20 protein-coding genes and 3 pseudogenes are annotated in these 18,166 nt (G+C 57.0%); 10 read left to right on the top strand and 13 right to left on the bottom strand.

The window, feature by feature from the left end; genetic code table 11:
- Positions 1-269: 269 nt before the first annotated feature.
- From ACODTY_RS21435 to ACODTY_RS21445, 3 genes and pseudogenes are all read left to right on the top strand, one after another.
- Positions 270-749 (top strand): Hsp20 family protein, encoded by a 480-nt coding sequence (locus tag ACODTY_RS21435; protein ID WP_488996241.1) that lies wholly within the window; start codon positions 270-272, stop codon positions 747-749.
- Between the two features lie 95 nt (positions 750-844).
- A pseudogene (locus ACODTY_RS21440) lies at positions 845-1,352 on the top strand (Hsp20/alpha crystallin family protein).
- A 1,334-nt stretch (positions 1,353-2,686) separates the two neighbouring features.
- Positions 2,687-3,046, top strand: a complete 360-nt coding sequence (locus ACODTY_RS21445) for a hypothetical protein (protein WP_488996222.1) — start codon at positions 2,687-2,689, stop codon at positions 3,044-3,046.
- 581 nt (positions 3,047-3,627) lie between these two features.
- Here ACODTY_RS21445 and ACODTY_RS21450 read toward each other — a convergent pair.
- The 6 genes from ACODTY_RS21450 to ACODTY_RS21475 form a co-directional block, all read right to left on the bottom strand.
- The gene (locus tag ACODTY_RS21450; RefSeq protein WP_488996223.1) at positions 3,628-3,867 is read right to left on the bottom strand and encodes a hypothetical protein; all 240 of its coding nucleotides are present in this window, start codon (positions 3,865-3,867) and stop codon (positions 3,628-3,630) included.
- Positions 3,868-4,228: 361 nt separating this feature from the next.
- Positions 4,229-5,221 carry a hypothetical protein gene (locus ACODTY_RS21455; protein ID WP_488996224.1) on the bottom strand — a complete coding sequence of 331 codons (993 nt, stop codon included), beginning with the start codon at positions 5,219-5,221 and terminating at the stop codon, positions 4,229-4,231.
- A gap of 735 nt (positions 5,222-5,956) precedes the next feature.
- Complete coding sequence (locus ACODTY_RS21460; RefSeq protein ID WP_488996225.1) at positions 5,957-6,133, bottom strand: hypothetical protein; 177 nt, start codon at positions 6,131-6,133, stop codon at positions 5,957-5,959.
- Between the two features lie 81 nt (positions 6,134-6,214).
- Positions 6,215-6,448: a hypothetical protein gene (locus ACODTY_RS21465; RefSeq protein ID WP_488996226.1), complete on the bottom strand. Its 234-nt coding sequence runs from the start codon at positions 6,446-6,448 to the stop codon at positions 6,215-6,217.
- A 94-nt stretch (positions 6,449-6,542) separates the two neighbouring features.
- Entirely contained in the window at positions 6,543-6,803 is a 261-nt protein-coding gene (locus ACODTY_RS21470) for a DUF982 domain-containing protein (protein ID WP_488996227.1), read from the bottom strand.
- Between the two features lie 520 nt (positions 6,804-7,323).
- Positions 7,324-7,620, bottom strand: coding sequence for an oxidoreductase C-terminal domain-containing protein (locus tag ACODTY_RS21475; RefSeq protein WP_488996228.1), 297 nt, complete (start codon positions 7,618-7,620; stop codon positions 7,324-7,326).
- Here ACODTY_RS21475 and ACODTY_RS21480 point away from each other — a divergent pair.
- Positions 7,594-7,830, top strand: a complete 237-nt coding sequence (locus ACODTY_RS21480) for a hypothetical protein (RefSeq protein WP_488996229.1) — start codon at positions 7,594-7,596, stop codon at positions 7,828-7,830. The two genes, ACODTY_RS21475 and ACODTY_RS21480, sit on opposite strands and share 27 nt — an antisense overlap.
- Before the next feature lie 610 nt (positions 7,831-8,440).
- Here ACODTY_RS21480 and ACODTY_RS21485 read toward each other — a convergent pair.
- Positions 8,441-9,460, bottom strand: a complete 1,020-nt coding sequence (locus tag ACODTY_RS21485; RefSeq protein ID WP_488996230.1) for an IS110 family RNA-guided transposase — start codon at positions 9,458-9,460, stop codon at positions 8,441-8,443.
- 71 nt (positions 9,461-9,531) lie between these two features.
- Here ACODTY_RS21485 and ACODTY_RS21490 point away from each other — a divergent pair.
- From ACODTY_RS21490 to ACODTY_RS21505, 4 genes and pseudogenes are all read left to right on the top strand, one after another.
- Positions 9,532-9,780: pseudogene (locus ACODTY_RS21490) on the top strand (integrase core domain-containing protein); the annotation flags it as partial.
- 173 nt (positions 9,781-9,953) lie between these two features.
- Positions 9,954-10,202, top strand: a complete 249-nt coding sequence (locus ACODTY_RS21495) for a plasmid stabilization protein (RefSeq protein ID WP_488996231.1) — start codon at positions 9,954-9,956, stop codon at positions 10,200-10,202.
- Complete coding sequence (locus ACODTY_RS21500) at positions 10,199-10,612, top strand: type II toxin-antitoxin system VapC family toxin (protein ID WP_488996232.1); 414 nt, start codon at positions 10,199-10,201, stop codon at positions 10,610-10,612. The genes ACODTY_RS21495 and ACODTY_RS21500 overlap by 4 nt, the downstream gene beginning before the upstream one ends.
- 471 nt (positions 10,613-11,083) lie before the next feature.
- Positions 11,084-12,532, top strand: a complete 1,449-nt coding sequence (locus ACODTY_RS21505) for a CYTH and CHAD domain-containing protein (RefSeq protein WP_488996233.1) — start codon at positions 11,084-11,086, stop codon at positions 12,530-12,532.
- A 498-nt stretch (positions 12,533-13,030) separates the two neighbouring features.
- Here ACODTY_RS21505 and ACODTY_RS21510 read toward each other — a convergent pair whose 3' ends face one another.
- The 4 genes from ACODTY_RS21510 to ACODTY_RS21525 form a co-directional block, all read right to left on the bottom strand.
- Positions 13,031-13,369, bottom strand: a complete 339-nt coding sequence (locus ACODTY_RS21510) for a DUF938 domain-containing protein (RefSeq protein WP_488996234.1) — start codon at positions 13,367-13,369, stop codon at positions 13,031-13,033.
- Positions 13,370-13,406: 37 nt separating this feature from the next.
- Entirely contained in the window at positions 13,407-13,655 is a 249-nt protein-coding gene (locus ACODTY_RS21515) for a DUF938 domain-containing protein (protein WP_488996235.1), read from the bottom strand.
- Positions 13,645-14,505 carry an NYN domain-containing protein gene (locus ACODTY_RS21520; RefSeq protein WP_488996236.1) on the bottom strand — a complete coding sequence of 287 codons (861 nt, stop codon included), beginning with the start codon at positions 14,503-14,505 and terminating at the stop codon, positions 13,645-13,647. The genes ACODTY_RS21515 and ACODTY_RS21520 overlap by 11 nt, the downstream gene beginning before the upstream one ends.
- Positions 14,506-14,792: 287 nt before the next feature.
- Positions 14,793-15,221, bottom strand: coding sequence for a helix-turn-helix domain-containing protein (locus tag ACODTY_RS21525; protein ID WP_488996237.1), 429 nt, complete (start codon positions 15,219-15,221; stop codon positions 14,793-14,795).
- A gap of 67 nt (positions 15,222-15,288) precedes the next feature.
- Here ACODTY_RS21525 and ACODTY_RS21530 point away from each other — a divergent pair, with 67 nt between their 5' ends.
- The gene (locus ACODTY_RS21530; RefSeq protein ID WP_488996238.1) at positions 15,289-16,509 is read left to right on the top strand and encodes an MFS transporter; all 1,221 of its coding nucleotides are present in this window, start codon (positions 15,289-15,291) and stop codon (positions 16,507-16,509) included.
- A gap of 198 nt (positions 16,510-16,707) precedes the next feature.
- Here ACODTY_RS21530 and ACODTY_RS21535 read toward each other — a convergent pair whose 3' ends face one another.
- Together ACODTY_RS21535 and ACODTY_RS21540 are read right to left on the bottom strand one after the other, a co-directional pair.
- The gene (locus ACODTY_RS21535; protein ID WP_488996242.1) at positions 16,708-17,586 is read right to left on the bottom strand and encodes a nucleotidyltransferase and HEPN domain-containing protein; all 879 of its coding nucleotides are present in this window, start codon (positions 17,584-17,586) and stop codon (positions 16,708-16,710) included.
- Positions 17,587-17,607: 21 nt separating this feature from the next.
- Complete coding sequence (locus tag ACODTY_RS21540; protein ID WP_488996243.1) at positions 17,608-17,847, bottom strand: helix-turn-helix domain-containing protein; 240 nt, start codon at positions 17,845-17,847, stop codon at positions 17,608-17,610.
- Between the two features lie 109 nt (positions 17,848-17,956).
- On the opposite strand from ACODTY_RS21540, the pseudogene ACODTY_RS21545 reads away from it, so the two are divergent.
- A pseudogene (locus ACODTY_RS21545) lies at positions 17,957-18,166 on the top strand (hypothetical protein); the annotation flags it as partial.

Genomic DNA, 18,166 nt, shown 5'->3' on the forward strand with positions numbered 1-18,166 from the left:
AAAAATGATATCTTCTCGGGTCATTGGCATAGGCGCTCTTTTTCATGTCAAATCTGAAAGATCACGGCCCAAACGGTGACCGCCATCCGACGATGACAAGACACAATGCACATCGTCGACTAGCGTTGCTGACGATGATCCCCTTGACGGCGGGAAAATGAATCCCCAGATCGATCCTGCCGGCGCCCTTTTTGGGTCGGCAAGGTCAAGGAGCGCCAAACCCTTGGCGCTCCTCGTACCCATGTTGCTCAGTTATGGAGGATATGGCTATGAGAACTGCTTTCGATTTTTCCCCGCTCTATCGGTCTAGCATCGGCTTTGATCGCGTTTTCGATATGCTCGAAAACGCCAGCCGAATGCCAAGTATCGACAACTGGCCACCTTACGATATCATCAGGACCGACGAAGATGCCTACCGCATCACCATGGCGGTGGCGGGCTTTGCCCAGGACGAATTGAATCTTGTGCATGAGCCTAACTTGTTGATCGTCTCCGGCGAGAGAGCCACAGAAGACAATGGCGAATATTTGCATCGTGGCATCGCCGGGCGACCGTTCGAACGTCGCTTCGAACTTGCTGACCATGTGAAGGTGACTGGAGCCACTCTCGTCAACGGCCTGCTGACAATCATTCTCCAGCGCGAAATCCCCGAAGAGATGAAGCCTCGCAAAATCGAGATCGGCAGCAGCAAAGCCGAGAGCCGCATCGAAACAGAGACCGTCGGGACTGCCCAAAAGCAAGCCGCCTGAGGCAATGCGGATCAAATCGGCACCGGACGTTGACCGTCCGGGGGTGGGATGCATGTGCCTAAGACGACAGCGAGACTGAAGAAAGGAGAATGACGATGAGCGTATGCAATCTTATTCCCTGGGGGGCGCGAGGAGAGCCGTGTCCCTGGCCTATCCCGCGACAGCGAGCGCGATCCGTTCCTGTCGCTGCACCGGGATGTCAACCGTCTGTTCGAGGAAGTTTTCCGTGGATTCGACAGCGGCCTGCCTTCGATTGGCAGGACGTCTCGTTATAGCGGGAACTGGCCGAGCGTCGAGATTTCCGACAATGACAAGGAGATCAGGGTCACGGCCGAAGTTCCCGGCCTGGAGGAAAAGGACATCGAGATCCTGCTCGATGACGGCGTGCTGACGCTGAAGGGCGAGAAACGCTCCGAGACCGAAGATAAGGAGCGGCAGTTTTCGGAGCGATACTACGGTCGCTTTGAACGTCATATCCGTCTCGGTTACGAGATCGAGGAAGACAAGATCGATGCCCGTTTCCGCAACGGCGTTCTGTCTGTGACCTTGCCGAAGTCAGCGAAAGCGCGGTCGCAGACAAAACGTATCGAAATCAAGAACTGATATCCCGATAGCTTGGGAAGCGGTGTGGACCGCTTCCCAAGATCTTCACTTGTCGCGTTCATCGAGAATTGATTCGATCTTGCAAACGAGTGAATTTCATCCGGCTAGCCGCTTCGAAGTGTCTGCCGTCTGGATGCCGTGGAACGACAGTTTCGATCAGAAACTTTCCTCGAGCAGTTAATCTGCTATCGGCCCCAAATCTGCGGGGAGATCATTCTCTAATTTGGAAGCTGATGCGGGTGAAGTTTAGGAGACCTATTGATGGGAAGTTTCCAGTCCGTTCTTGGATCGACGAGCATGCAAACATATGACCCGAAACGAACGCGCCGCTTGAAGTGGCATTATAAAAATTGATGGCGAACTAATATGCCGACACACCTGCTAGACCTCGCGCGCATACCGGTGAGCCCATCATTCCGCTCCGCTGGCACCTGCAAGCCTCGGCGCCGCATAGACAAGATACTCTAACTCCAGCGCTGGGGTATGAGACTTCTTCGTAAAGATCGGCTGATCGCAAGGCTTCGCTAGGGTCAGGACCTGTTAATCTGGCTGAAATGGTCGGAGCGGATTTGTGCGGATACGAGGAGCGAAGCCGCTGGAAGGCTGAAGCCTTTCAAGGCTTTGCGACACTGTAGCCCGTGCAAATCCACCCGATCCGAAGGACGATCGAACTGGCGTCGGACTGCCGCGTCAAAGTCCTCGACCGGGGGAACGACCCCGCTCCGCGGACTTTTCCTTGCATCTCTCGCCATTTCGAACGCCATTTCAATCATATTAATAGGTCCTGACCCTAACTGTTACGGCACGTCGTAGTTGGTGATGATCGGCATCACCCCGTAGCGTGCACGGTCGCGAGCGTGATTTAGAGCCAATCGCTTACGGAAGGGGGCAAGCGCAGGCGCGGCCTCCCGGAAGGGCTCCGATACCCCAAACAGACCGCAGTTCCGACAATCGATTACAATGTGATCCATGGTGGCACCAGCCTTCAACTTTGCTGATTTTCCACAAATGGGGCAATGCTCCTGCGACCTGACCATTGTGTCCTCCTCGGGTTTGGAGCAGGCTATCCAATGGACTTTCGTACGGTATATACGCGCGGTCAAATTGCACGTGCCGCACTGGGCCTGCTTACCTAGTCGGCGAAGACCATGCGGCTCGACTCGTCGGTCGAGCCGCGGCATCGCGGAACTCACCTACGACTTGGGCGACGGCTAGCGGCACACATCACGATCGAGGCGGTCGCCGAAGCTGATCCCGCTGCCGAATACCCTCGCTATATCGATGGTGCCGGCCGCGCTTGACGAGAAGATGTTGGCGCTATCCCCGGCTTCGAATTGTTCATCGACGCCATCGCCGGTCCCAAGTGCGAGCCGCGTCGCGAACTAAAACGGTGGCACGGCCTTCCGCTCGATCGGGAACAACAGGACCTGGACGAGATCCTCATTCGGATGGAAAAGCTCGCCAGACGCCGCGCTCTCGGCAACGCCGGCTTCGAGAAAAGCGCCGTCATCCGCCAAGATCGACAAATGTTCGTCCTGTGGCGATTAGGTGGGCACGCTCCTGGATCGTCGAAAGTCTCAATAGAAAAAGCTTTTTGGTCCGACGGCGCACATCGACAAAGCAAGCAGAATCTTTCAACCGGGGTGATCGGAGCAAGTGAATTGTCAGCGATTCAAATCATCGGCGCCCTGTGATTGCGAGCGCACACGTTCTAGGTTGCCTTGATCTGAGCCACAGCATCGCGTTTCAAATCGTCACTGAAATTGCCGGTCCCCATTATGGCCTCCTTGCCTCAAAATTAGGGATGAGGGCGTCCACAAATCTAGGGGCTATTCAAGTCGATCTGGAATGAGTTTGTAAGCTCACCTGAGCTTCATAGCTATTTGCCTCAAAATTCGCTTCGATGGCCCTCCGGCACCAACACTTCGACCAATATGGGGGTCGGCCACCGAGCACAGATATGGTTCGAGCAATATCCAAAGCGACCGACCCGCATGCGGCTTCCATGCTGCCAGAGCAATTGAAGTCTCAATTAATGAGTTGGTCAACTCCTCGGCCAGACACACATGCCTCCATCAACCCAGATCAGCGGGCTATCCAGATGGACACTCATCGGCACAGCGGTGAACGGAGCCAGCGTGGAAGTCCACGGCTGTGATTTTTATACATTTCGTGATGGCCAGGTGATCCGAAAGGATTCGTATTGGAAGATCGTCGAATGACATGAGCCTGCATGGCGGCTTGTTCCATGCGGAGCCGCCAGCTGTTGCTCCGTTCACTCGTGCTTCCACCGCAACGCCGCCAGCACAGCGCGCCGCAGTGCTGTTTTATCCAACTCGTCTTGCATTTCGGCCAGATTGTGCATCACCGGCCGGATTAGCAAAATAGCAGAAAAACGTTGAAGCTGCTGCAACCAACCGACCAGCTGAAGGTTATCACTAAGCCCGGTCAGTACCCGCCCTGTTGTCGGCACCTCCCCAAGCCCCGCCACCGCCACTCCGGTGACGGGGTTCATTTCGATTAGCAGTTGAACAGGCGTGGGGCGCACCGCGTCTCCAATATCTTCAATAGTTGGAAGGGCAGGGAGCCGTTCTGCCTCTCAAGTATGCTCCATATCGGATTCCCAAATTGTCCATTCTGACACAGATCGAGGATTAGTCGGCTCAGTGCTTTTATGACGCCGCATTCAGCAGTTCGTGTTGAAACATCGGGACCTGCAGCGTGCAAGAATACGTGTCGTCTGTAAATGCCAGCCACATTATCAATACCAACCCCAGGGTCACGCTTAGCCTCTTTCAATTTTGTTCCACAAGCTGTGGCGTATGACGGAAGTTATTGTTGCTTTTAGGAGGTCCATTATTGTCCGGGGCAAGCGATCATTGCAGTCCCAGCGCCTTGCATTTCTGTGTGCTCCACGCGCAAACGCCATCAGTGGCCGTACCTGTTCCGCTCCGCCTGTTAGCGGGCCGCGCATCCAGCATGCTTTTGGCTTCATTCTTGATCTGTTGATCTGTCTTGATCCGATCATAGATCAATGAGCTTTCTTGGCGGCTGCAAGAATCAAAGGCGGCTTGATACCTCCGTCCCGGCGCGGTCTTTCCCCATTGAGCAAACATATTCATTACATGGTCGTTGTAGCGTGCGCTGTAATAGCAATAGGAAACTCGTTCCTCGACCGTGATCTTGCCAGGCAAGGTGCAGGCAGAAAACAATTTCCGCCTTGCATCAATATATGCTTTTCTCCGGCTGCCGCTATAAGAATTAGCCATAGACTTGGTAAGGTCATTATATGACTTCTCAGGCCAGTCCGGATCAGCTGTAAGGCAACTGTCATACTGCGACCGCTGTTTGGCCGTCAGCTGCGAGTATTTGGGATGTTTCCCCTGAGCGCCGGTTGGATTCGGTACACTTCCCTTTTTATCAGTTCGTACAGAATTCTTCTTGGCCGGAACACCGTCGTCTGACAAATCCGCTCGTTTGCCCTTGATCTTTTCCCATACGTTGAACTGGCATCCAGGTCGCAGCACGTAGTATTTGTTGACGTCACCACCCGGAAGAATCCTATCCTCGCCTCGATAGGGCGGCGCTGAGAACCCGCAATCGAATTCGATACCCACGACCAACGGGACAGAGCAGCTGTTAGGAATCGTCAGTGCGTATGAATGATGCTCTTCGCCTTTCGAATACCCCTTACCGTTTGTCTGGAAGTGGCCCTTCTTGATTATCGACTTGGATACGCCGCCTAAACAGCATCGCCCGCTTCCGTCGGTCGTGCACGATTGAGCAAATGCCGGCGAACCAAAAGTCGGGAGAAGCAACCCTGACAAGACGAAGCCCAGCGCCGCCAGAGCGAGTTTCAGACTATGCATGTTTATCCCCCTAAGGAACGGCCCGTTGCATGGACTGTTCGATAAATACCCTTGAGCGAGATTACGTTGTCTCCATATCTGGGTAAAAAAAGGTAAAGGCTGCGGCCAGTTGATTGACAGGGAAAGGCGTTGGACTTTCAGGCAGCTATCAGGCCGGTCCAATATTTGGACGGGGCGAGCAAAAGGGACGCCCTCTCGGCTCCGGCTGGCCGGGCGACTTTGTTTGCGCGGCAATTCTGGGAAGCCGGGATTGACCACCTCAAACGGTCAAGGAGTTCAAAAAAACCGCTCGAAAGCGGCAACAAGGTTTGGAAATAATGAGGATCGACAGACTGCTAAGCTGTTCGGGCGTCGGCCCACCGGTCCCCCAGCTGGCCTACCGGGTTAGCAATCAAAAGCATAGCGCAACGTGAAGTACTGGCAAGAACGAGCCAGTGACCATCGGAAAGGTTTCTGTTTTTCACGACCCTTATTCAAGGCGACTGCGGCCAGGTGACCTGCACTGATTGCGAACAAGAAGTCTCCCTCTGCAATCTGGATGGTCGATGATCCTGGCTGCGGCAGCTCGTCGGGAACTCAGCTGTCTGAAAGACGATAGGCAACAGCAGTTGTTTGCGTCGATCACTATTTGCCGCGATTGTCGTTTCACTTCATATCCAACATTTCGCGCAAAGTCGCTTGGCCGCTCTCACGCCTCGCAATCAAGGGAAGATACCTAATCGTCGTTCGGCATCGTCACGAAACTGGGTCTGTAATGGTGTTCTCGATCGCGGCTATGTTCAGTTCGAGATAGGCCACGCGCTGGATCGTGCTGTTGCTTGGCACACCTCCAGTCCTGGCCGCCGTCAACAGCAGTGCTGACTGTTCTTTGCGCAAGGAGCGAGAAAGCTCTTGAAGGCTGGTTTTCATCATGAGTCATGCTGCAGCTATAGCCATAAGGCTCTATAGGCTCAACTGCCTGGAAAGCCTATGGCGCCGCAGCGGGCAACTCCATTACGCCGCCTTAACCTTGAATGTCTCAGGAAGGCAATCAAGGATCGTCGCGAGGTCATCTTCGGTCAAACGGATCGAATAACGCTGGTTCGATGCCTTGCTATAGATGTCCTTGACAACCAGAGTAAGCGTTACGCCGTCCGGATCAAAGTGGATGCTTTCTCTGGTTAAACGCTCATCGAAAGGCTTCTTCGGCCAGCCGTCCCGTTTTGCTGGTTTGGAACTGATGCGCATTTGCCTCTCCAGGTTGTTTGGAGATGCCGATGCAATCTTCGTGCCGCTGACTTAGGTTAACACATGTGCCGAAATGGGGCATCCTAAGCGCAAGTCAGGACTTGAGGGTATAATCATCCAAATAGGCCCCGACTTCCTTTGCGGCTGCGATGAACGCGTTTCGAGCCACGCTGGGAGGCGCCCCGTTCTTCATTACATCCAGGCACGCCTTCATTGCCTTGATCCGCCGCACAGACTCCTGCGTCGGCCAGTCACGGAGCAACACGGACGCTGCGTCTGCCGTACTTACAATTATACGATCACGATCGACCCGCCCAAGCTGGATGCGGACAGGCTTATGAAATGGCTTACTCATGTCACATGCAATTGCGCGCCGCGCATAGTGAGAGGAACGGGATTAACCCAAGTTGAGGCAACCAGATGGCGCCGTCAAGCTCCAAAGACTGAGGATACCAGGCCAGGTCCTAGAGCGAAGCCGACATACAGCTTCGCGTCAGCCAACTTCGCCGCTATGGCCATTCGACCCTCGTCTGGAACTTTCTGTAGCTGTCAGCGACACCCCGGTGAAGGGAGCCAGGTTGAAGTCCACGGCTGTGACGGTCAAGTGACCAAAAAGGATTTGTAACGTTGGAAAATGCATACAGGAATCGATTCCTGCCGGCTGCCTTTTTGGGCTGGCAAGGACAAGCAACGCTATATCCTTAATGTCGCTCGTACTGGTGTTGCTCAAAACCGAAAACCGCATCGAAACAGGGGCCGTCGGGACCGCCCGAAAGCAAGCCGCCTAAGACAATGCGGATATAGCCTGAGTATAGCCCGATATTGAGCCGATCAGTTCAGGAAGCTCATCGTTGGGTCGACGGACTATGCGTCGCTCACTGTTTTAGGAACATTTTCAGATCGGTCGTTGTGTCTGAAATCGCGGGTATTTCAGGCGAAGGGTCCATTTCGACCAGGTGTTTGCCCACCATGTGGGCGCGCGCGTCATTTATCGCGTCGACGGCCAATAGCTGCTTATCTCGGAAATGCCAGAAGGAAACGGCCGCCTCCACGTCTTTGCGCGGTACGACCTGGTTATACCCCGTATTAAGGCCGGCAATCTGCATTTTCGTGTCGTACTGGTCCGACCAGAACCAGGTTTTGGCGTGGTAGGCCTTGTTGGCGCCAAGCATGTTCTCGGCGACCGTCTCGGCATTGTCTATGGCATTGCCAACATTTTCAAGGCGAACGCGACGTCCTTTGGGCGAAGCGTGCTGGTTACAGAAGACTTCGCCGCCGGTCGCCTTGTGTTGCTATTCCCAGAAGCCAGACTAGACGTCGAATGGGGCTATGATCTTGTCTACCGTATGGGCAATCAGGACGCCCCGAAGGTCCAGACATAAAGATCTTGGATAGCTGACGAAGTACAGGAATTCATGACCGCCAATAGCGCATCCATGCCTCCGCTTATCCATCCGGAAAGTAGTCACCATTGAAATTATAAAGCACATACAATAACGTAGCAGTGCTTGGTTTCACCCTTTCGGGCGCACCAAAATTCCACCATTCCAGAACAAATCTGGGCACCGAGATAGCAGCGGCATCCGCCGCAACGCCACCCGGAACAGGTCGCCGGCCCGGAAAGCGGCATAGAGAAATCCAGCCGTCGAAGACGTTGCAGCTTGGCCGGATCGGTGTGAGAACGCTCTACATCGAACTCGGCTCACCTTGGGAGAATGGCTATTGTGAGAGCTTCATGTATAGACGGCCCCGCGGGCGCAAGTGTTTTGAGCGTAATGTGCATCGGCGGGTGCGTTCATGTATTCGGCCTGTTTGTGCAGCCCCTACATGATTGCTGGCCCTGATGGTGTCCGCGGATCGAGGCCTCATCAACGGGACGCGCTTTGGTGCGCTTAAAGCTCTTCGGGCTTTCTCGATCCTCAGCTCTGCCGATTTGCCATCACGCTTTCATTGCACTTGTGCCATCTCTTCGTGCCTCAGTTCATATGCCCTTCACGGGTGAGCTGTCCGGAACATCTCGCCGGTGGATAGCATTGCCCAGATCGTTCGCGCCAGCTTGTTTGCGACCGCGACGGCAACAACCATTGGGCGGCGGCGTTCCAGCAAAGCTTCAATCCATGGGCCATCTACACGAGAACGGGCTTTTGGATAGCGCACCACGGTCCGCGCTCCTAATACCAACAGATGGCGGAGATACCGATCCCCTTGTTTGGTGATGCCACCGAGCCTGTGCTTGCCACCTGATGAGTTTTGGCGTGGCGTCAGGCCGAGCCAGGCCGCAAACTCACGCCCTGATCGAAACGTGGACGGATCCGGTACGGTGGCGGCGAATGCGGTCGCGGTGATCGGCCCGATTCCCGGTATAGTCGCAAGCAAGCGGCAAATCGCATTGGTCTTATGAATCTCAGCCAGCCGGACATCGATCCGATCGATCTGCCGGTTCAGGGTATCAAGTTGTCCGACGAGAGCATCCAATGCGAAGGATGCATCATAAGGAAGGTCTGCTCGTATCTCACCTAGCTTCGCAATGAGGGCGTCGACCCGGTGTATGCCCTGTGCGACAATAATCCCATACTCGGCCAAGTGCGCCCGGAGCGCACACGCCGCCATGGTTCGCTGCCTAACCAGGAGGCCTCGGGCTCTGTGCAGCATCAGGAACGCCTGATCATCACGCGATTTGATCGGAACAAAGCGCATGTTGGGTCGGGTCACCGCTTCACAAATTGCCGCTGCGTCAGTGGCGTCATTCTTTGCGCCGCGACGCACGAAAGGTTTGACGTAACTTGGAGGAATCAGGCGCACGTCATGGCCGAGCCCTTGCAACTGACGGGCCCAATTGTGGGCAGTTGCACAGGCCTCAATACCGATCAGGCAAAGCGGCAACGCTTTGAAATAGGGAAGGAGATCACGGCGAGTGAGCCTTTTGCTATCAATCGTCCTGCCAGATGCATCGACGACATGGACGTGAAAAACATTCTTGGCGAGGTCAAGGCCTACGGTGGCTGGATTCATCGGAATGCTCCTTTTTGCAGTGTGGGACCAGTATACGGTCCCTTATCGGGAGCGGGGCCGTCTTCCCCATCAACGGCAAGCTGCGCGATGAATTGCTGAATGACGAAATCTTCTACACGCTGAAGGGGGCGCAGATCGTGATCGAAAACTGGCGTCAGCACTTCAACAACATCAGGCCCCACAGTTCGCTCGGCTACATCCCACCGGCTCCGCAAGCCATCTTGGCTCGCAGCCTCGGCCTGTTCTACGCTTCAACCCGGTCAGCCAATCTCGACGACCATAACCGCCGGAACTCCAACTTATCCGGTGGACTTCCCTAGTGGGGCAGGTCAGCAAATCATGTCGATATAATCGCAGCGTCCCGACATGTTGTCGTATGGTGCGAGCAACGACCAATGGACGGCGGCTCGGGTCATGATAGGGTACCGTGCCAGCAGATGCCATCTTGATGGCAAGTTAAAGGTGGCCTATATTCGGAACGAAGGAGACCAGCATGGCCGAACCTCAACTTTCTGTGCGAAGTGCCAAGGCGCGAGACCTTGCTCACCGGCTTGCCCGTCGCGAAAATCGCTCGATCGCGGACGTGGTCGAGCGCGCGCTGGAGTCCTACGAGGTCCGTGAAGCCGGTCGCGAACCGGCTGCAACGTTCTACGCGCGCATGTCGACTGATAACGGCACTGATATTGATCTCGAGGCGATCATCAGAGAGGGGCGCAAAGTTCATACCGGACCTGAGCTTTGATCTTTCTCGATACCAATGTGATTTCGGAAACGCTGAATAAGGCGCCAAGCCCGGCCGTCATGGCTTGGCTTGTGCGGCACGATGCCGAGCTTGCATTACCCACCGTAACGATTGCGGAGATCGCTTTCGGGATTCAGAAGATCGTGCCCGATCAGCGTGCCGGACGGCTGGAACAGGGGCTTTCCGAATGGCGCCGTCGTTTTGCCGACCGGATATTCGGGCTGACCGAAGAGGCAGCCCTTGCCTATGGTGAAATCATGGGAACCGCCTCGCGCCAAGGACGAGGCATGTCGGCACCGGATGGGATGATCGCCGCCATCGCGCGAGTGAATGGCGGACGCTTGGCGACCCGTAATCTGACTGACTTCGGCACGACTACCCTCGAGCTGATCTCTCCGTGGGAGTTCTGAGCCGTAGAAAGCGGCCTCATTTGTCATCGCAGCACGGCAGATGGGGTATTCGGCTTGAGCCTCATCTTCCGCTGTTCGTGGATTGTGGAAAAGGGTGCTTCGCTTCGAGCGATGATAAAACGTGGTCGTGTTTTGCAACCGCCACAAGCACCGGAATGCAAGTGCAGCATGAAGTAATATAGTGACCTTGGCCTCGTGGCCGACTGCGATCACAGCCTGATGGTAGGCTTCGGTGATCGCACCATACGAAAAATCCGCACCCGTCCGCTCACAAATTGCGCGACGCTAAGGTCGAGCGTGAAGACCGTGCGCCTTGATTTGGCGCAAACTGACCACTCGAAACGCCGACACATGGAAGGTCTGGTGGCGTGAGATCGATCTCCCCCGAATTTCGTGCGGCGCCGTTAGTTGATGCCGTGGAAACTGTGGCGATAGATGTCCATCGATTGAACGTGATGTGTGGTGTGTGACATGACCAACGAGGTTGAACTCAAGCTTGAGCTGACACCGGAGGCGGCAGAAGCTCTGCTGGCGTCCGGACTCCTTCCCGGCGCGCCGCGCCGTCTGGACCTCACGTCGACCTATTTCGACACGCCAACGCTGCGCCTGTCACGGGCGGGGTTCACGCTCCGTATCCGGCAGTCGGACGGTCAACGCATGCAGACGGTCAAAGCCGCGGGCACGGTGGCGGCCGGTCTGTTCGCCCGGCCCGAATGGGAAAAGTCGGTCTTCGACGACCGTCCAATCCTCGACGACAGCACGCCGCTCAAGGTGATGCTCGGGAATAACGCGCACGATCTCGCACCGGTATTCGAACTCCGCGTAAAGCGGCTGGCCTGGGATGTTGACTGGGAGGGCTCGCAGATCGAGGTCGTGCTCGATCGGGGCGAGGCTCACGCAGGTGAGCGGCGAAGCGGCATCTGCGAACTGGAGCTCGAGCTGAAGTCGGGAGATGCGTCCTCGCTCTTCGCCTTGGCTCGGCTCATAAGCAGATCCGTCGCGCTCCGGATCGGCGTGCTGAACAAGGCGGAACGCGGGTATCGGCTTCTGGGACCGCTCTCCACGCACTATTCAGCAGAGCCGGTGGTCCTGCCGCCAGAAAGTACGCCTTGGGAGGCCTTCGCCGTCGTTGCTGCCTCCTGCATGAGGCATTACCGCCTTAACGAGGCCATGATCGACCAGACGCATCGCGAGGCACTTCATCAGGCACGCGTGGCGCTGCGCCGTCTGCGTTCGGCTTTCTCAGTCTTCAAGCGGGCGTTCGAGCACCCCCAGTTCGAGCGTCTCGGCTCCGAGCTCAAGTGGCTGGCGAACGTGCTCGGTCCGGCGCGCGATCTCGATGTGATCGCGGCAGACGACCTCGATGATGCGGCGCGCGCACGCTTGGTCGCGAGGCTGAACGACGAATATGTGAGGGTGGAGAGTGAGCTGGGCTCGCCGCGCGCGCGCACCGTCATGCTCGACCTGTGCTCGTTACTGGCCAAGGATCCGGAGGCCAGTGCCGATCAGAGCGGCGTCGAGCGGCAGCAGGCGCGGGATTTCGCGATCGAATCGTTGCGCCGCTACAGGCGCAAGATCCGCCGCGGAGGCGAAGGGCTCGCCTCTCTTGACCACGATGCGCGACATCAGGTGCGCAAAGACGCGAAGAAGCTACGATACGCGTCCGACTTCTTCGCTTCGCTGTTCCCCGAACGGAAGGCGCGCAAGCGGGCGGAACGATTCATCAGGTCGCTCGCGGACTTGCAGGACAGGCTCGGGCTGCTCACTGATCTCGTTACCGTTCCCAAAGCTTTGGAGGCAGCCGGCCTGTCCGACCTTGCCGAGAGGCGCGGGAGAGACGAGGCGCGGCACCGGCAACTTCTGGAAAAAGCGGAAGAAGCGCACCAAGAATTTTCCGACACGAAGCCGTTCTGGCGCTGATCGGACCGCGCTCCGCACCGCGATGCAGGTGGCGAAACGAGCACGATCACGGCGAGCCTCCCGACCCGACATTCTAACTCGCAGGCGAAGGTCCCGAGCTGCTCCACACCTTGTGAACGTCACGGGCCTTTCCTCACGCGCACAGCACGTCGTGCCACCTGCGCACGGATGGACCACCAACTGACCCGGCGGAGTGACGCTGTGTTGACCGAGTTTGCCGACGCGGCCGGCACCGAAAACGTGGCAACGTCAACTGTCGTGTTCGCGGCGGTCAGTTTGTTCGCCCTAATGCAGTATTCGTTGTTGCGTGGGTGCACAACGATGATCATCCGCGGGCTCAGCGAACGTCGGCTTTCAGGCGGGGGCACTGCCCCCGCGAATAGCCGTCTTGGGGGTCGTTGGCCGAACGTCGGCTTTCTCTATGCTTCGGCCATAACCGGACAGTCAGCAGACGGCCCCTGTCCAGTCCTTCTGTGAGTAAGCTTCAGTTCGGATTCATTACCGATGGAATATGACCGACAGATTGTTCGCGGGCATCTCACGGATTTCTGGTTGCCCGAAGCCGTGCAACACAGCGCAGCGGGTGACACCCTCGACATTGCGCAAACCCCATTCCGGATTGCGCGCCCGCAGTTCGTTGTCGAACGCCATGTTGCTCGGCGATGTTTGCACACCGCTTCGCAGATATGGGCCGTAGAGGAAGAGGATGCCGCCTTGGTCAAGGACGGTTTCCGCACCACGGATGAGTCCTTCCGTAGCAGACCACGGCGCGATATGAATCATGTTCAGACAAACGACCGCTGCCGCGGATCCTATCTGCCAAGGCAATTCGGTCACGTCGAGGCGCAGTGGGGGGTAGAATATTTTCGAGCGTTTAGGCCGCCATCCACTGTTTGATCCATTTGAGGGAAGGTTCGTCGCATTCGCTGGGTTGCCATGTGAGGTACGGCATCGTGCGGGCAAAATGAACGACATGTTGCCCTGTGCCGCTGCTGATTTCGAGTACCGTGCCATGATCGGGCAAGATGCGTTTCAGGACGTCGGCGATCGGGCCCTTGTTGCGTTCGGCCGACGGGCTGACCGGGCGATTGTCAGGAGAGACGTCCAGTTCCTCATTCCGCAAAGCGGCTTCCTTCCTCTGCTGATGGCACGAAGGATGTCTGCTCCAAAGAAGTCCATCCCACTAAACCTGGAATAAGTCTGCACCGATCAGGACGACCGCCGCGTCTTGGGCTTGAGCGCCCGGACGGCGCAGGCTTCACCCGGATGCGCATTGTCCCACCCTCGGGATGGTCGATTTCAAACTCGTTCGTCTTTCGAACAAGGTCGCTCAATTTGCGGAAGCCGAAGGTGCGCGGATCGAATTCGGAAGCAAGATTGGCAAGCTGGTTGCCTACCGCACCGAGCGCTACCCAGCCATCCTCACTCTCCATTTGTGCGATTACCCGTTTGATGATTGCCGCCGCCTTGCTCGGTGGCTGAAGAGGCGTGGCTGTTTGAACGGCGTCGGTCGCGTTGGCCGGCGCGGTCGGCAGCAGGTTCTCCGTATAGACGAAACGCCGACACGCCTGCCGGAAACTCTCCGGGGTCTTTTGCTCGCCGAACCCATACACATCGACGCCCTGTTCGCGAATGCGGGCGGCAAGCCTGGTAAAGTCGCTGTCGGACGAAACGAGGCAGAATCCGTCGAACCGACCGCTGTGCAGAAGGTCCATTGCGTCGATCACCAGCGTGATGTCGGAGGCGTTCTTGCCCGTTGTATAGGCACATTGCTGTTGTGGGATGATGGCGTGTTTCGACAGAATATCGGCCCAGCCCTTCGAGCGGGCGCTGGAGAAATCACCGTAGATGCGCCGAACACTGGCTTCCCCGATCTTCGCGATTTCCTCGAACAGCCCGTCGGCGATCTTGGCCGACGCGTTATCGGCATCGATCAAAACTGCAAGGCGTGGGGATCGTGTTTCAGTCGGCATGAAGAACTTCCATTCAAGCGATCACAACGAGTGCTACCACGACATGATAACGGCGTTAGTGGCAGCGAGGAAAATGGTAGCCCGGGGCGAAGGCACGCTATGCGCTCTCTCCGTTTGCTGGACACTGTGGTCAGCACGGGCCGCCGGAGCCAAACGCAGCCCTGAAGGTTGGCGATATCCGGTCGAAAGCAGCTGTGGGATTGGCGAGGCAGGAACGGCAGCTTCGGCTGGTCGGTCGCCCGAAAACCGCCAGACCGAAAACGGCCCCATCGCCGGCATTCTCTGACCTATGTTCCTGGCCTTTGCGGCGCCTTTCGTGGCTGTGCAACGTTAGACGCTGATTTCAGGAGCTTGCGAAATGCCGGGCATTCGAGATGGCTGGGCGCCTTGCAGTCGGCGACATGCCTAAGCGTGTCGCGCAATATCTTCAAGCCTGCCATCTGCCCGCCTATGTCGTCTGCCTTCGCGCGCAGTTCCTCCCGCGGCAACTCCACCCGGCCGTCCTGGCGAAGGATCGGAGCGATCTCGGTGAGTGAAAAACCTGCCGCTTTGCCGAGCGCGACCAGCGAGAGCTTCAGCAGGACGTCTGCGTCGTACTGGCGGCGCAGCCCGTGCCGACCGACGGATCGGATAAGCCCGATCTCCTCATAGTATCTCAGCGTAGAGGGCGCTACCCCAGAGCGCCCCGATACCTCGCCAATGTCCATCATTTTCATGCTTGACCTCAAGTTGGCTTGAAGTCGTAGCATCCCTTGCAACCACAAATATGGCAAGGGAAATGAGATGGAGAGCATATCAAGAACAACTGAAATGCCGATCTGGCGCGATAGCCGCGCAGTCGCGCTGTTGATGGCGGCGACGCTGACCGTGATGGCCAACGCAACGATCAGCCCCGCGCTTCCGGGACTGCAACAATTGTTCGCGGACGACCCTCATTCCGCATTGCTGACGCGGCTCTTGGTCACTGCCCCTTCATTGAGCATTGCGCTGCTTGCTCCGCTGGCCGGGCTTGCCGTGGACCGGATCGGGCGGCGCGTCCTGCTGCTTGTCGGTATCTTGCTTTTCGTGGCCGCAGGCAGCGCCGGAATGTACCTCCCCGACTTGCCTACGATCTTCCTCAGCCGCATTGCCTTGGGGATTGCGGTTGCATTCATCATGACCGCGCAGACCGCCCTGATCGGCGACTATTTCACTGGTGAGGCCCGCAGCACGCTGACGGGACTTCAGATCTCCGCTCGAAACTTTGGCGGCCTGGTGTTCATATTGCTTGCAGGCGTGGTCGCGGTTGTATCGCCGCGGTGGGTCTTCGGCGTGTACGGGCTCGCCCTGCTGGTACTACCGATAGCGTGGATGGCGATCGTGGAGCCACGGCGGCCGGCTTCCGTCGGCCGGGATGCATCTCCATCCATATTCCAAGATGCAGCAAAGAAGTGGCAACTGCCATTTTTCGGCCTGATAGCTCTGCAGTCGCTGACGAACATGTTTTTCTTCATCATTCCCACACAGCTCCCGTTTTTCCTCGAAGCCAGCGGCTACAGCAACGCCGCCGTGACGGGCGTGGCGCTCGGCGTGCTGATGCTGAGCGGCGGCAGTGTTGCGTTGGTCTACTCCCGGATACTGCGTGCAATCGGATACGCGGGCGTCTATTCGGCTGGGTTTGCCGGTATTGCATCTGGTTTCCTGTTGCTGATGACTTCACCAACGCCTTTGTTCACCCTGGCAGGTGCTGCCTTGATCGGTGCGGGTTATGCGGCGGTGTCGCCGACCTTTGTCGGGCTGACGCTCGCTCTTGCGCCACCGCATCGCCGGGGATTGGCTGGCGGCGTGCTGACGGCGTCGGTGTTCATCGGCCAATTCATCTCCCCGCTACTCAGCACGCCTGTGATCGGAGCCGCTGGTTATGAGGGGCTATTCCTGGCCACGGCCGTGCTTCTAGGAAGTATGGCGACGATCGCACTCGGCGCGGCGCTCTTGAGAGCCAACCAAATGTGGCCATTTGGCTGATCGGATTTGCGCCCCCCGATTCACGCCGGACCACCAATTGAATTCTAGAGGTGCCTGCCGAGTGCTTTGACATGCGCGTGTTCAAGAACGCCTGCCCCGCTTATGCTAGGGAACTTGCGTGACCAGAATGTCCGGTTGTCGAGATATGGAGCCAGAACCTGCCTGTCCGATCACGGCCCTCGAATGCGAAATTCCATATCAAGTTTGGATAGACCGCTCTGCAGCTTTCTGCAGTTTGGTGAGATGTTCCCGACAAATCTTCTCGACCAATATGTGCAAGGCCGATGTGCGTTCGCCCAGCCACGCTACAGCTTCTTCGCTGATGTCGTAGTGCTTTGAATACCGAGCCTTCACGTAAGCTTCGTTCAGCGTGTTGAACCAGGCGACATATCGGCGCTGATCGCGCGGCCAGATTTCCGTTAGCCGTCGGTCCTGGTCCTCCGCCAGGGAGCGCAGGAACTGCAAGTTGTGGGACGGAGGGCTGTAGTTGGTTAGCGTTAGTAGGACGGTCGAATAAAGGCTTTCCAATGATTGATGCAGCAAGAAGGCTGAACGCTTGATCCAACCATGTTCGGAAGCGAACTCCGACGTTGCACGAAACTCCAATGCCGCAGGCAGCCTTTCCAAGACATGTTCCTGAGCCAAGCTATAAGCTTGATTTGCAGTCAATAGTCTGGGTTCCGCCAATGGCTCGCCGTCCAGTTCGTAGAGGACGATGCCTTCGCGCCGGATATCGGAATAGAAGTACTGGCCTTCGCGCAATGCCGTGTTCACCTCACGGCGCGAGTGAACGATGAAGCTCGTTGGCGTCGTCACACCTTGGTCCCGCAACAAGCGATCGCGGGCATTCGACCAGTAGCCGGCAAAGTCGGTCAGCTTGCGGTTGTTGACGACGACCAGCAGATCATAATCCGAGCGGTAGCCCTTCATGGTGTGCGGTTCATCAACCCAGTCACCGCGTGCGTAGGAGCCGAACAGGATGATCTTGAGGATGCGGCCCTTCTTCTTGAAGTCGGCGCCGCCGCCGCGCAGCGCATCCTCGAACTCCTCAAGCAGGATTTCAACCACTCGCGCCAGTTCCCGCTGCTTTGCTGGCGCTTACTTCTTCATTCTCACGCCGGGCCCGCCGCCGTTGCCGGCGATGAACTGAACGCCCCCCAGTTCCAAAGCAGATCGTATGGCTTGCAGGTTTGCCACAGTCGTTGATGGCTCCCCATCTTCACTTTCTGCTCTTCGTACCGTGGCAATTCCAATTCTTGCAGCCTTCGCTAAGTCTTCTGCGCTCCAACGAAGAAGTGCTCGGGCAGCCCGAATCTGTGAACCAGTGATTGATAACATATCACTTGATTTCAAAATCATCACCTATTATCTTCCCGATACGCACTCGCTCATGTGATTTTTTACATATCACACGTTGCATTTTGTTTGACATTTTGGAGCTCGGATCATGGTTGATTCCGACCATAGCATGAGTCTGTCTGTCGTCACGCGGCGGCAATTGCTGAGCGGTGCGACAAGTCTGGCTCTTCCCGCCGCCATGCGACCTGCGGGCGTGACGGGGGAGGGCAACGATCATGCAGGGCAGGGCGATGTTGCCGAGGTCTGGCGTGCATGGCGCAGGGCCCATGCGAGGACTTTGCGCTTATGCCGACGCCAG

It is taken from the genome of Mesorhizobium sp. FG116 (genome assembly GCF_057809835.1).